This is a genomic window from Metabacillus rhizosphaerae, from assembly GCF_037201795.1.
Taxonomy (GTDB): Bacteria; Bacillota; Bacilli; order Bacillales; family Bacillaceae; genus Metabacillus; species Metabacillus rhizosphaerae.
Window position 1 is genome coordinate 1,046,708 of record NZ_CP147403.1, and the last position, 14,148, is coordinate 1,060,855.

Here is a 14,148-nt window from a genome sequence, read left to right on the forward strand (position 1 = left end):
TTTTGTAATGATGAATAGTTAGTGAGTGTAGGTAGAATGAGTAGAGGAGAAAACGTCATGACAAATACAGTAATCTTATATCTTCCAATTGGAAGAAAAACATTTGATCTTGAAGCAGGAGAAATGTATCGTGATCAAAGCATGAAATGGCTTCAAGAAAGTGGCCATACAATTGTAGCCCCGAATGAAATTCTTACTTCTGTAGAGGAACTTGATCAATTTTTAGCATCAGTATCCATTGAAGTAGACACCGTTTTGTATCAAAGCGTAACATTTGCAGATGGCGAATTCATGGTTAAGGCACTAGAGTATTTTAAGGTACCAGTTATTGTCTGGTCAGTTCGAGAACCAAGTGTCGGTGGTCGTTTACGATTAAATTCGTTGACAGGTGGCAATAGCACAAGCAATGTCCTGCGTAATCATCGTCACCCATTTGCATTCGTATTTGGAAATCCAGATGAAGAGAAGTTGCAAAAGGAATTGCTTCAGAAATTCGGTGTCATGAAAGTATATAAATCTTTGAATCAATTAAAAATTGGGGTTGTTGGGGAGTATCCGCCTGGATTCTTCTTTTCAGATGCCAATGAAGGTGAACTTAAAGAAGTCCTAGGTGTAACACTTCATAAGATGGACCTTCAAGAGGCATTTAAAAAGTGTGTAGAACTTCCAGAAGCAGAATGGATTGGAGAAATTGATCGGGCAGAAGAACAAGTAATTGGCTTGAATCGAGAGGATGAGACAGTCAAGAGATTCGCACAGTTCTCAACATACGTTAAAAAGCAGATTAAGGAAGAAGAGATTAAATCAATCGCTATGAGATGTTGGCCGGACTTTTTCAACGAGTTAGGGGCAGCACCGTGTTCGGTATTGTCACAGTTTACGGAGGATGGAATGGTTTCTTCATGTGAATCAGATATACACGGATCAATTTCTATGTATATTTTACGAGAGTTAACTGGAGGAAGTGCTCCATATTTAGGAGACTTGGTCCATGTAAATGAAGAAAAAAACTCAGTTGTATTTTGGCATTGTGGGGCTGGAGCCTACTCTCTTGCTCATCCATCTACAGGAGCAACAGCTGGTCTACATCCAAACCGTAAAATGGGATTTGCAATGGATTTCGGTTTAAAAGCTGGGGAAGTGACCATTTTCCGGGTAAGTCATACACCAGATGGATATCGACTACTTGTCATGAAAGGCGATGCACTTGATGTGGAACAACCCTTTAGCGGAACCTCTGTTGAAGTAGCAATAACAACAGACGTTACAAGTACGCTTTATGACCTTATGAATTCTGGATATGAGCCACACTTTGCTTTAGTGTATGGTGACGTAACCAATCAGCTTATTGAACTTGGTAGATTACTTAACATTGAAACGAATGTTTTTGTCTAAGAAGTATGGTTTTTACTTCCACACTTAATGACTAGAATTTTTTATTGTTGAAGGGAGTTTTTAATAAGTGGGGAGTAGTTTTGAGCCTACTAAAAATAGTTCACTTTATATACAGGTTAAAGACTCAATTATCAAAAGGATTCAGGAAAAGGAATGGTCACCTCATTCAATGATTCCGACTGAAAATGAGTTGATGGTCGAGTTTAATGTGAGCCGAACAACAATACGACAAGCAGTCTCTATCCTTGTCCAAGAAGGAGTCCTTGAGAAGAAACAGGGGAAGGGGACAATCGTAAAGCCTAGAGTTTTTGTAGGGACCTTAGGTAAGTTAAAAGGATTTGCTGAAGAAGCTTTAGAGAACGGGATTATCCCAAGCTCTAAATTGCTGTTAGTTAAAACGAGTAAAGATTTAAACTATGAAAAGTCAGTGCTTAAGGTGCCGGCAGAAGAAGAAATCGTTGTCATTGAACGTCTGCGTTTTGCTAATCAAACACCGATTGCAATAGAGCGCTCATGTTGGCCTTATGACATTGGAAAATTGTTAATTGATCAGGATTTAAATGGCGCAAACTATTATGAAATATTGGAAGAGAATCATATTATTTTGACGCATGCCTTAGAGAAAATCACTTCGATTAATGCCACGTTATTTGAGGCTGATTTGCTTGGTATCCGAGGTGGTCAAGCGCTGTTAGAAATGCAAAAACTTAGTTTTGGAAGTGAAAATAGGCTAATAGAATTTACAACGACAAAATTCTGTAGTGATAAATATCAATACAATATTGAATTGGTGAGATAAGAATGCTGAAAAAATATAAAGGAGTGGGAACTATGACAACACTAACGACTGGTAAACAATATGGATTATTTATAAATGGAAAATGGGAACAAACGGCAGAAATGATGGAGGTATTAAATAAATATAATCAAGAGGTAACAGCTCATATTTCAGTTGCAGAAAAGGAACATGTGGATGCTGCAGTACAAGGTGCAAAAGAAGCAGTAAAAGCTCCATTTTCACCGTATGCACGCTATGAAGTATTAATGAAAGCAGCGCAATTATTAGTCGAACGCTGCGAGGAATTTGCTCAAGTACTTGCTTTAGAAGTGGGGAAACCAATTCGCGAGTCTCGAGGGGAAATTGAGCGTGCTGCTCAAACATTAGTAATTTCAGCTGAAGAAGCTAAACGTATTCATGGCGAAGGGATTCCAGTAGAGGCAGCACCAGGTTCTGAAAATCGAATGGCTTTTACAGTTCGTGTACCTGTTGGAGTGATTGCTGCTATCACACCATTTAATGTACCAGTTAACCTAGTTTGTCATAAAATTGGTCCTGCCTTAGCAGCTGGAAACAGCGTTGTATTAAAGCCTGCAGAAGTAACACCAATTTGTGCGCTGATGTTAGCGGAATTAATGGAAGAAGCAGGTCTTCCAAAAGGTCGTCTTCAAGTATTAACAGGGGGCGGTGCTGAAATCGGTGAATGGCTGTTAGAAAACAAGGATGTAAATATGTTTACGTTTACTGGAAGTCCTCGTGTTGGTGAATATATTCGCTCGAAGGCAGGATTACGTAAAGTGGCATTGGAACTAGGAAACAACTCAGCAACAATAGTCCATAATGATGCAAATTTAGAGCAGGCTGCATCTTTGATCGCACAAAAAAGCTTCAATAATGCCGGTCAGGTTTGTATATCTGTGCAGCGTGTTTACGTTCAAGAAGACATTTTTGCCTCATTTATTGCTTTATTAAAGCAAAAAACTGAAAAACTTGTCGTAGGTGATCCGTCAGATGAATCAACTGACATTGGTCCTATGATTCGTATCGGTGAGGCTGAGCGTGTTGAAAGCTGGGTAAATGAGGCAGTTGAGCAAGGTGCCACAATTGCATTAGGCGGAAAGCGTAATGGTGCACTATATGAACCTACTATTCTTACACATGTAAATGACGATATGAAAGTGTGTCGCCAAGAAGTATTTGGTCCAGTTGTTTCAGTTGCTACCTATAAAGAAAAAGATGAAGTTATAGCCAAAGTAAATGATTCAGATTATGGCTTACAAGCTGGTCTTTTCACAAATGATTTACAATTTGCAATGAAAGCTTCTCGTGAAATTGAGGTTGGCGGACTAATTGTAAATGACGCATCTGCATATCGTGTTGATCACATGCCTTATGGTGGAGTGAAAAACAGTGGTAATGGTAAGGAAGGACCGAAATACGCAATTGAGGAAATGACGGAAGAGCGTATTATCGTATTAAATTTATAATCATATTTTTATTATTAAAGGAATGAAGGTGAATAGAGTGGACTTTTTCCTAATCCTTATTCCGATTTTTGGTATATTTGCGCTCGGTTTTATTGGTCAAAAAAAAATAGGGTTCGATACGAAAACAATTTCGACAATGGCTCTTTATTTAATGTCACCTGTTTTAGTATTTAGAACCTTTTATACAACGAAATTCGAACTAACTTACTTATATATGACACTCTATACATTTGCGCTGTGTTTTTCTCTCATTATAGTTGTCTATTTGATTGCATTTATACGAAAGTATTCAGTTAAAGAAACGTGTGGAATGATATTAGCCTCCTCCTTTATGAATAATGGTAATTACGGAACCCCCGTAGTGTTATTGCTGTTTGGAGCGGCAGGTCTAGATTATGCAATCGTTTTAATGGTCATTCAACAGCTCGTTATGTGTACAGTAGGTGTTTATTACGCAGCAAAAGGCAGTCCAGAAGGAGAAGGAATTCGCTCTGCTATTCGGGCGGTTCAACGTATGCCGATGGTTTATGGAGCAATTTTGGGATTAATTCTCCAAGTTATGCATATTAGTTTGGGGAATTCAATTTTACAAGCGGTTGACATGGTTGCCGATGCAGCTATTCCAACGGTAATGATTGTACTCGGAATGCAACTTGCTAAAATTTCAGTGAAAAAATTAGAGAGAGAAAAGGTTTCACTCTCTCTTATTACAAAGTTAGCAATTTCACCAGCAATTGCCTATTTATTTACTTTGTTCCTTCCTGTTGACGTAATGGTAAAGCAAATAATGATAATAATGGCAGCAATGCCGACAGCAGCGAATACGACTATGTATGCCCTACAGTTTAATACAGAACCAGAATTTGTCTCAAGTGCAACGTTGATTAGCACATCCCTAAGTCTAGCTACTTTACCTGTTATTTTTCTGATCGTTCTTTGATGTAGTCTTAACTTAAGTACCTGTTCATCTTAAAAGGCTTTCTCCCTTGATATGAATTACTTTTAACATCATTATGTTTTAGCTGGGACATTTAGGAATAAAAACAAAGGGGTGAATACAATGCCTAAGTTATTAAAATTAATGATTTTCTGGGTAATAATATTTCCAGTTACGATAACAGGTGCTGCAGTTTTAGCTGAACTACTCTTTGGAGAGAAGTTTGAGTTTGTACATTATGTACCAATATTTTTAGGCTGGGCTCTAACGGGGATGCTCGTAGGATTGATCATATATATAATTCAAAAGCGAAATTTGATTCGACAATAGCTAATTGTGTTTAATATCCTCATTATAAATAAACAAATGAAAACCGCTTGATGGCCAAAGCGGTTTTCATTTGTCTATATTTAAGTATAATAATTTCGCAATCAAACTGCTGCTCTACTTCGAAACCTTCTTTTCAATTAGCTTAACAAGCTTCTCCCACTGCGGGGCTTTTTTTTCCTCTATTTTCTTTGCCTTTTTCTGCTTAGCTGCCATTTCAAGAACCCCTTTTAAAGAACAAACTGATTTATCAACGATTATGAACAATTTATCTTCGATTTATCGAATTTATCTTCGAAAACAGACCATTTATCTTCGATTATTCACATTTATCGACTATTAGACAAATTTCGAGTTCCCCCGACAAGACTAAATCGATAATGTAAAGAGCTCTTCAAGTTCATCTGCCGAAAGCTCAGTGATCCAATTTTCACTTTGGATAATTTCATCGTTTAATGACTGCTTCTTTTCTAGCATCTCATCAATTTTTTCTTCAATTGTCCCAGTTGTGATGAGCTTATGGACGTGGACAAATCGGTCTTGACCAATGCGATAAGCCCGGTCTGTTGCTTGGTTTTCAACGGCTGGATTCCACCAGCGATCATAATGGATGACATGATTAGCGGCCGTTAAGTTTAATCCGGTTCCGCCAGCCTTTAATGAAAGAATTAAGAATGGGTACTCCTTATTTTGAAAGGATTCAACCATACGATCACGTTCAGCCTTCATCACACTCCCATTTAAAAATAACACCTTTTCCCCAAATTCCTTTTCAAGTAAGCTTTTCATCATTTCACCCATGCCAATGTATTGCGTGAAAATAAGACAGCTTTCCTGCTGCTCACGAATATTTGTTGTTAATTCAACAAGCTTCTCAATCTTATGGGAACGTGTAACAAGCTGCTTAGGCTGCTGCTCTTTTAAATATAATGCAGGGTGATTACAAATTTGCTTTAGCTTTCCTAGCATTTTTAAAATTAATGCCTTTCGCTGCATCCCTGCAAGTGATGTTACTTGTTCAAATGTATCTTTAACAAGCTGCTCGTAAAGTGAGGCCTGTTCGATCGATAATGGGATATATTCCTTTTGCTCCTGCTTCTCAGGGAGATTTAATGCAACTTGTTCATCACGTTTCGTTCTTCTAAGCAAAAATGGTTTAATATAGCGCTGCAGCTGTTCAATTTGTTCAACATTACGTTCCTTTTCAATCGGCAATACGTAACGCTTATGAAAGCTGTGCAAACTTCCTAAATAACCGCGATTTAGAAAATCATAAATCGACCAAAGCTCAGTTAAGCGATTTTCCATAGGTGTACCAGTTAATGCAATATGATGCTGACCACGCAGCTTTCGAATCGCTCGTGATTGCTTTGTATGAGCATTTTTAATATTTTGTGCTTCATCTAGACAAATCGTACTCCATGCAATTTCTGAAATTTCCTCATAATCAGCATGTGACAATCCGTACGATGTTAACACAACATCCGCGTCCTTGATCGACGGATTAAACTTTTCTCCCTTGGCACGATTTGCTCCATAATGAAGCTTCACGCGTAGATGTGGAGCAAACTTCTCAAATTCCTTCTGCCAGTTTCCGAGCACAGATGTTGGCGCAATGATGAGTGCAGGTTGTTCAGGCTGTTCTTTTTCTAATACATATGAAAAATACGCAATCATTTGAATCGTTTTTCCAAGACCCATATCATCTGCTAAACAAGCTCCAAAGGAAACACTTCGTAAAAATAACAGCCAATCAACACCGTTTTGCTGATAGGGACGTAATGTACCAAGGAATTCGTCAGGAATCGCATGTGTAGGCAGCTCACTCGTATCTGTAAGCTTTTTAAGCATGCCCCTCATTTGCTGATTTAGCTCAATTTGAATATTGGCAAAGGCACGTGTATCAAGGACTTCATCGTCATCAGCATCTACATCCTTTGCATTTAGCTCCTGATGTAAAATATCTGAAAGATGCATACCTTCCCGGTCAGCCTTTTTCAAAATTGCCTGGACCTGCTTAATAAATGCGGGATCAAGCTTAATCCATTGCCCTCTGAAATTAACAAGGCGTCGCTGCTGTGAAACAAGTGCTAGAAATTCCTCTTCACTCATTTCCACACCATTTGTTGCAAAGCGCCAATTAAAATCAATCAGTGAATTCATCCCAACAAAGGACTGTCCACGTGGAGAGGACGAGACCTTTGCTTTAAGCATAAGCTGAGATTCCTTAACAACCTGCCACCATGATGGAAGCAAGATTTCCACTCCCATATTAATGAGTGTTTCACTTGCATCTGTTAAAAACAACCACGCCTCATCCTCAGTAACAAATGTTGTCCCTGTTTGAAAGCTTAACCATGGAACAACCTCGGAAAAGCGCTCTTGCTCACGCTCAATTTTGTGTTGATATGGACGCCATTTTTTCGGGAGCTCACCTTGAAAGTGGACAATTTCATCCTCATTCGTCTTACTGCGAAGAAGGATTTCAAGCTGCCACTCATCACCATCTAATTCTGGTTCATTTAACCGAAGGCCAACAGTAAACGGTGTATCATCAATATGCCAGCCAATTTTCTCGAGGAAATCCGTCTCATCGATAAAATGCCCTTGGAAGGTTGTTAAGACAGGGTAGGCATTGACAATATCAGACCAGGCGTCATGTAGAACACGATCGTTGTTAATTAAGTCGGTAAGCGCAGCAGAGAACCACTCTAACGAGAAGCCTTCTAATTCGTTTTCAGTATCCTTAAAGCGTGTCACACCTTGCTTCCAGCCTGAAAAATCAGGAGCATATTGACCATTTGCAATCAGCTCATAGATGGTGTGTGCCTCATTCGCTAGTTTTTCTGCATCCTCTGACAACTTTATTGTCGCAAGCGAATTATACGTTTCTTTTCCAAGCAGCTCGACCATCATCCATGGTGACAGCTGCACCGCGGGCATCCCGATATAGCTAATGTCTTCCAAATTTGTTCCATAAAAGGAGGACTCATGCCAGGTGAAAAGGTAGCGGGTAAATTCAGCAATTTCTAATGGGCTGTCATCATGCTCTGACGTACAATACACATAAAAATGATAGTCCTCAATTTGCTCCGCATGAATGACAATGTTAACCGTATTAATCATGAATTAGCTTCCCCTTCTTAAGTTCTTCTTTAAAGGCACGAAGACGCTTATGCTCCTCTGAAAGATGCTGGATATAATTTTCCCACGCTTCTTCCTTTTTTAACTTTTTATATTGGGATTTAATGCGTTTTAAGTAACGTACAGCCATTTTATAGTTTTCCCTTGTTTTCATGCCAATTTCATCCTGAACTGATTTCACATAAAGCGGCAAAAGTACACCTGGTTCACTTTTTTCAATGTCCTTTAAAACATAGGAATCCATTTCATTCAACGAAAACCCTAATAAGGTTTGGAGCTCAATCCATGTTTTATACTGCTCTTTATCAAGCAGAAAATCATGATACTCGGCATAGCTAAATGGAAGCATTTTACGACAAGCCTTTTCAAAAAGCGGATCATCCTTTGTTGCGTTTCCATACTGCTTAATTAATTGCAGCATATAGCGAATCGTTTGTCGTTTTTCCTCAAAGGGCAGTGAACTATTTATATATTCTGTCGAACTGTTCATCATGTAAGAAACCCAACCTGAAAGGCGCTTCCAATTCTTCTTTTTCAAAATATCCTCAATCCAGTTAAATGTAAATGGCAATGCAGCTGGAGTCAGTTTACCCAAATTGGTGAAAATCTGCTCATCACGGGATTGAAGAAAATCCATATGCATCAACGCCGTTTCCATTTCTACTGCAAAATCTGATCTCAGTTTTTGCTCTTGTTCAAGACGCTCCTCAAGCCACTCTCGCTCAATCGAAATAAACTTATCACGTCTTAATAACTCAATCCAAAGCAATTGATAAAGATTGCCCCGTTCATACTGGTAGTGCTTGCTCGTATAAAGAAGCTCCCTAAAACGCTCAACACTATCAACCAAAAGTGGATCAAGCGCAAATGGCAATGCGTAACGCTTCATCTCACGGATCGCTATTTGAACATTATCGATCAGCTGATCAATAAATGGATAAATAATATGTTGTAACATATAGTCAGTTGGCTTCGTCTCATTAATAAGATGCAATATTTTTAAAAACACAGTCACCGATGCTTGCACAATAAAAAATTGCTTCATCTCAGGAGACTTAGGTGCCTTTTTTTTAATAGAAGAATAATACAGATGAAAAAGACTCTGAAAAAGCTGGTGATTTGAAGGAACCTGCTCATACCATTCATCATACTCACGATCAAAAAACGCAATCCAGCTTGCTAAGGATGAATCTTCATAATCTTTTTCCGGTTTAAAAAACGAGCTAGCCTTCCGAACATGCTTTAGTACATCATCGACCGGTTTATCCTCTTTCCATAGGTCAACAAACGTTCCGACGCGGTCAACGCTTGCATATACATAAAGGAAAGTAGCTATCCGGTGCCTGCAAATAGTAGGTGAAGGACACGTACAAGTACTCATTACAAAATCGTCTAAATCTAGCTCAACTTGAACACTTGTAACATCCTGAACCCTTGCCGAAACAGTATGACTAGTTGTGCTTACATTATAAATACTGCCTTGTCGAAATAAGATGAGTCCTTTTTTAATTAAATTCCGATCATCCTCATCCTTATGAGAAAGCAATTGTTTAATTTGTTCACCGGCACCAAGCACAAGCTCTTTACTAAGTTCACGACCAAGCATATACAATGAACCCCTTTCATATGAAAAGCTAAAGGCCTAACTTAAACATCTCGGACTTACACGAGAGGCTAGACGCTAGAGCTAGAAATAAATCTATGTACAAAGAATGTAAACTGTTCTTCAAATAAAAAACCTAATTCTTCTATTATAACTCATAATGATTTGTTCAAAAAGGTTTAGGGCGAGATTAAACAGGGGACATAAGAAAAGTGGAAGCGCCTTGTTCAGCCTCGGGCAATAAGACGCTTTTGAATAGAAGGTGTTTTTTACCTTCAATTCAAAAGTGGCTTATGACCTCGAGGGGCTAGGCGCTGGAGCTGGACAGAAAAAAGAGGCTACAATCGAATTGTTTGTTCGTGAGAAGAAGTTAAGTTAATGATGAGTGAAAATCGCACAAAACAACACACTAAATTTTACAGTAGTAGGTATATCCTAAAAATGGCATGATCAAGATTTATTATTTCTTTGCAAGTTTTTTTGTTTGCAAGTATAATAGTCCCATATTGTCTGAAATTGTAAAAAAAGAAAGGGATTTGTAAAAATGAAAGATAGTCAGCTAAAACAAGAAGAGCTGCTGCAAATTCTGTTACGCGCTCACGATAAAGGCGAAAAAACAAACGATATTACAACCAACGAATTATTAGAGGATCTAATCTCTCAAATAAAAAAAGTATACGCATCATAAAAATGCGAGCACCCTGGGTGCTCGCATTTTTTGGCTTTATTTGGGGACAGTCCCCCACTGCGTTAAAGTGGTAAATGGGGGACAGTCCCCCACAACATTAAAGCGGTAAAGTAGGGACAGTCCCCCACAACGTTAAAGCGCTAAAGAAAACTTCTTTATTCTACAACTAAACCTATCAAAAAAATCAGGCTTAAACTAAAATACCATTTTCATTCACATCTTTCTGCCAACCTGTTTATACTATACTACGGTTCAAAAAAATAGATTTAATGAATCGGACCAAAATCTATAAAAACAAGGAGGAATGCACAATTGCAAGTAAAAGATTTATTCGATTTATCAAATAAAACAGCAATTGTTACAGGTGGAGGTAGAGGCTTAGGTGAAATTATGGCCCACGCTCTTGCTGAAGCTGGTGCAAATGTTGTTGTTTGTTCACGTGACCTAAAGGCATGTGAAGCTGTAAGTGATGCCTTAGTAAAAAAAGGTGTTTACTCGCTAGCATATGAGTGTGATGTAACGGTAAAAGAAGATATCGAACATGTAGTAGATGAAACAGTGAAGCACTTTGGAACAATTGATATTCTAATCAACAATAGCGGTACATCATGGATCTCACCAATTCTCGACATGCCAGCAGACAAATGGGACAAAGTCATGGCTGTTAACGTCAAAGGTGTTTTTTTATTTTCACAAGCAGTAGCAAAAGTAATGACAAAACAAAAATCAGGAAAAATCATCAACATTGCCTCGGTATCAGGCTTTGGAGGCACACTAGAATCCTTCATGAACACAACCGCCTATAACACAAGCAAAGGCGCAGTCATGACATTCACAAAAGACTTAGCCGTAAAACTAGCACCCCACAACATTCAAGTCAACGCAATCGCCCCAGGCTTCTTCCCAACAAAACTATCAAAACCCGTACTCGACCACTTCAGCGAACCCGTCCTAGCTCGCACACCAGCAGGCAGAATCGGCGAAGAAAACGACATCAAAGGCGCCACACTATTCCTCGCCTCCCAAGCATCCAACTATATCATCGGCCATACTCTAGTAATTGATGGTGGAATGACAGCACTAGCTTAGAGAGGACGCATGGAGGGGACGCACATAGCAGGGGACAGTCCCCAAAAAGCTGCTGTATTGTGCATTGTGGAGAGTCCTCTAGCGTTAGGGGGACTGTCCCCAACGCAACAATCTCTCGACGCAATCAAGGATTCTATAGAAATAAGGAGTGGATAATACATTATTGGGGACAGTCCCCAATAAAAGTCCCCCAATCCAAAAAGGAGTGATCAACCAACATGTCAAACGATAAGGCAAACGAATTTTATAAAGATTTAAAGAAGCTTGCTCAAGGAGGAGAATCACTGCTGAATGAATTCATTCAAAAGTGGCTAAATCAAGAAGAACTAACTCGTCTGGTAGGGAATAACTCAAACATGACAGGCGAAATCATAAAACGACTTCAGAAATATCAAGACCTCGTAACAACGGCACTAAAAATCCCAACAAAAGATGACATCGCAAATGTTGCAAAGCTTGTTCTCCAATCAGAAGATAAACTAGAACTAATAGAAGAGCAATTTCAAAAGCTTCAAAATTCCTTAGGAAATAATTGTGCAGAAAAGGCGCAGGTTCTAGCGGATACATTAGACAAATTAAACGAAAAAGTAGAGTGTCTCTCACATCGCTTAAGAGAAATAGAGCCTGAAAAAGAAAGACACACTAAAAAATCCTCAAGCTCAAAAGAGGAAAAACTAGCATTCCTAAAAGAACAGTTACACATTAAATTAAACGAAAGCACATCAAAAATGGTAGAAAATGTCCTAAATCAAGAATCTCCACTTACAGCATTAAAGCGGAGATTGAAAAACCGTGGCTAACCACGATAATTACAAAATAGAACTAGAAGAAGCAAAACGATGGAAAGGCTTTTTAAGCCAATGGGATGATCAAAAGCCTAAAGTAGGGCAAACACCGAAAGAAGCAATTTGGAGAAAAAACAAAGCCACACTCTGGCACTATCCCTCACCCAATAAACAATTTAAAACACCGCTTTACCTTATCTACTCTCTCATAAACGAACCATACATCCTTGACCTCGGTCCAAACATGAGCATGATTGAAGCATTTGGAAAAGAAGGCTATGAAGTATACCTAATAGATTTTGGCATACCAGGCTATGAAGATAAAGATATGACATTAGATGACTACTTCACACGCTATATCCAGCCCGGGGCAAAACGAGCATTATCCCATTCAAAAGCAGAAGCCCTCACAGTCATGGGCTTTTGCTTAGGCGGAACCTTAGCCGCGATCTACGCGGCAATTGCTGATGAACCGATTAAAAACCTTATTCTTCTAACAACACCAGTTGATTTTAGTAATGTGCCTGTCCTTGATAAATGGGCAGAGGCCCTCAAGGACGGCTCTTTAGACCTTGAACCTGCAATAGACGCATTAGGCCTCATACCAGCCTCAGCCATATGGGCAGGAATGCGCCTCGTGACCTCTCCAATCTATTTCAGCCCGCAGGCATCATTACTGCAAAATAGCTATGATGACAACTTTGTAGAACGCTGGCGTCGCTTCAATATGTGGGCAGAGGGGCACATCCCATTACCAGGTGCAACACTTAAGCAACTATTAAACGACCTAGGAAAAGAAAACAAGCTAATAAACAACAAACTCAAGATTAACAACAAACACGCCTCACTCAAAAACATTAAAGCCAATCTATTATCCATCTCAACAACCTATGACCGACTCGTACCAGAAGAACAAATCAAACCAATCATGAAACACGTAACAAGCAAGGACAAAACCCACCTAAGCATAGAAGGTGGGCACGCCTCAATCGCCCTCACTGGAAAAATCCCAGACTATCTTTCAAATTGGTTAAAAGAAAGGTCCTAGGATTAATTGGGGACAGTCCCCCATCAAGCGGGGACTGTCCCCAACTTTGTGAAAATCTCCACCTTTTTTATTCCAAAAATGGAAAATCACACTTAAAATTTAAAAAACCCTCTCTTAAGGGACAGTCCCCCAAAAAAGGTATGTTTCAATTTATAACGAACTTTACCTAAGAAAGATCATTCCATCAAAAAGAAGAAAGGTGTGTAACAATGGCTAGACAAAATCGAATATGTTTCCCTGGCGCAACCTACCACATAACGGCAAGGGGAAACAATAAAAACACAATATTTCATGACGAAAGAGATTACTTTAAGTATTTGGAATATGTGAAAGAAACCAATAGTAGATACCCCTTCTTGCTTCACTCCTATTGTTTAATGCCCAATCATCTTCACCTCCAAATTGAGACACCACAAGAATCTATCAGTAAAATTATGAAACTTATCCAAATGAGATATGCAATGTACTTTAACAAGAGATACTCTCTAATAGGTCATGTGTTTCAAGATAGGTTTGGTTCAAAACCAATCCTAAACGCATCCTACTTCATGACAGTTAACCGATACATCCATTTAAATCCAGTAAAAGCAAACATCGTTAAAAAACCAGAAGATTATAAATGGAGTAGCTACACTACATACATCACCCCAAATAAAAACCCGCTTGTAACGACCAGCAAAACCCTATCCTACTTTACAAACTCAAATATTCAATTATATAAAGTTTACATCGAAGAAACGAAGGAAGAAATCGAACTTTAATCTGATTGGGGGGACAGTCCCCACATCCATCAAAGGGACAGTCCCCCAAACAACTCCCTCTACCATTTCCCACCAACATCGACTACAATAACTAAAAAACGCTTTC

12 protein-coding genes are annotated in these 14,148 nt (G+C 38.9%); 10 read left to right on the top strand and 2 right to left on the bottom strand.

Annotated elements, in window-relative coordinates; all coding sequences use genetic code 11:
- The first annotated feature begins 57 nt into the window (after positions 1-57).
- From WCV66_RS05030 to WCV66_RS05050, 5 genes are all read left to right on the top strand, one after another.
- The gene (locus tag WCV66_RS05030; protein ID WP_338788099.1) at positions 58-1,395 is read left to right on the top strand and encodes a sulfoquinovose isomerase; all 1,338 of its coding nucleotides are present in this window, start codon (positions 58-60) and stop codon (positions 1,393-1,395) included.
- A gap of 67 nt (positions 1,396-1,462) precedes the next feature.
- A complete protein-coding gene (locus WCV66_RS05035; RefSeq protein WP_338788100.1) occupies positions 1,463-2,194 on the top strand; it encodes a GntR family transcriptional regulator in 732 nt (243 codons plus the stop codon).
- A gap of 32 nt (positions 2,195-2,226) precedes the next feature.
- Positions 2,227-3,660 carry an aldehyde dehydrogenase family protein gene (locus WCV66_RS05040; RefSeq protein WP_338788101.1) on the top strand — a complete coding sequence of 478 codons (1,434 nt, stop codon included), beginning with the start codon at positions 2,227-2,229 and terminating at the stop codon, positions 3,658-3,660.
- Positions 3,661-3,697: 37 nt separating this feature from the next.
- The gene (locus tag WCV66_RS05045) at positions 3,698-4,600 is read left to right on the top strand and encodes an AEC family transporter (protein ID WP_338788102.1); all 903 of its coding nucleotides are present in this window, start codon (positions 3,698-3,700) and stop codon (positions 4,598-4,600) included.
- Between the two features lie 120 nt (positions 4,601-4,720).
- Complete coding sequence (locus WCV66_RS05050) at positions 4,721-4,927, top strand: hypothetical protein (protein ID WP_338788103.1); 207 nt, start codon at positions 4,721-4,723, stop codon at positions 4,925-4,927.
- 366 nt (positions 4,928-5,293) lie between these two features.
- On the opposite strand, the gene WCV66_RS05055 is transcribed toward WCV66_RS05050, so the two are convergent.
- A complete protein-coding gene (locus WCV66_RS05055) occupies positions 5,294-8,050 on the bottom strand; it encodes a DEAD/DEAH box helicase (protein WP_338788104.1) in 2,757 nt (918 codons plus the stop codon).
- On the bottom strand, positions 8,043-9,674 hold the full coding sequence (locus WCV66_RS05060) for an SWIM zinc finger family protein (protein ID WP_338788105.1): 1,632 nt from the start codon (positions 9,672-9,674) through the stop codon (positions 8,043-8,045). The genes WCV66_RS05055 and WCV66_RS05060 overlap by 8 nt, the downstream gene beginning before the upstream one ends.
- A 541-nt stretch (positions 9,675-10,215) precedes the next feature.
- Between WCV66_RS05060 and WCV66_RS05065 the strand changes: the two genes are divergently transcribed.
- From WCV66_RS05065 to WCV66_RS05085, 5 genes are all read left to right on the top strand, one after another.
- On the top strand, positions 10,216-10,359 hold the full coding sequence (locus WCV66_RS05065; RefSeq protein WP_185653808.1) for a hypothetical protein: 144 nt from the start codon (positions 10,216-10,218) through the stop codon (positions 10,357-10,359).
- Between the two features lie 312 nt (positions 10,360-10,671).
- A complete protein-coding gene (locus tag WCV66_RS05070; RefSeq protein ID WP_338788107.1) occupies positions 10,672-11,448 on the top strand; it encodes an SDR family oxidoreductase in 777 nt (258 codons plus the stop codon).
- A gap of 218 nt (positions 11,449-11,666) precedes the next feature.
- On the top strand, positions 11,667-12,248 hold the full coding sequence (locus WCV66_RS05075) for a hypothetical protein (RefSeq protein ID WP_338788108.1): 582 nt from the start codon (positions 11,667-11,669) through the stop codon (positions 12,246-12,248).
- On the top strand, positions 12,241-13,281 hold the full coding sequence (locus WCV66_RS05080) for an alpha/beta fold hydrolase (RefSeq protein ID WP_338788110.1): 1,041 nt from the start codon (positions 12,241-12,243) through the stop codon (positions 13,279-13,281). Before WCV66_RS05075 ends, WCV66_RS05080 begins: the two co-directional genes overlap by 8 nt.
- A gap of 209 nt (positions 13,282-13,490) precedes the next feature.
- Positions 13,491-14,042 (top strand): REP-associated tyrosine transposase, encoded by a 552-nt coding sequence (locus WCV66_RS05085; RefSeq protein WP_338788112.1) that lies wholly within the window; start codon positions 13,491-13,493, stop codon positions 14,040-14,042.
- The last annotated feature ends 106 nt before the right edge of the window (positions 14,043-14,148 follow it).

Excerpts from the sequence above, each read along its gene's own strand:
- WCV66_RS05030 (WP_338788099.1), top strand. The coding sequence starts at position 58 with ATGACAAATACAGTAATCTTATATCTTCCAATTGGAAGAAAAACATTT.
- WCV66_RS05040 (WP_338788101.1), top strand. The coding sequence starts at position 2,227 with ATGACAACACTAACGACTGGTAAACAATATGGATTATTTATAAATGGA.
- WCV66_RS05050 (WP_338788103.1), top strand. The coding sequence starts at position 4,721 with ATGCCTAAGTTATTAAAATTAATGATTTTCTGGGTAATAATATTTCCA.
- WCV66_RS05055 (WP_338788104.1), bottom strand. The coding sequence starts at position 8,050 with ATGATTAATACGGTTAACATTGTCATTCATGCGGAGCAAATTGAGGAC.
- WCV66_RS05060 (WP_338788105.1), bottom strand. The coding sequence starts at position 9,674 with ATGCTTGGTCGTGAACTTAGTAAAGAGCTTGTGCTTGGTGCCGGTGAA.
- WCV66_RS05065 (WP_185653808.1), top strand. The coding sequence starts at position 10,216 with ATGAAAGATAGTCAGCTAAAACAAGAAGAGCTGCTGCAAATTCTGTTA.
- WCV66_RS05075 (WP_338788108.1), top strand. The coding sequence starts at position 11,667 with ATGTCAAACGATAAGGCAAACGAATTTTATAAAGATTTAAAGAAGCTT.
- WCV66_RS05085 (WP_338788112.1), top strand. The coding sequence starts at position 13,491 with ATGGCTAGACAAAATCGAATATGTTTCCCTGGCGCAACCTACCACATA.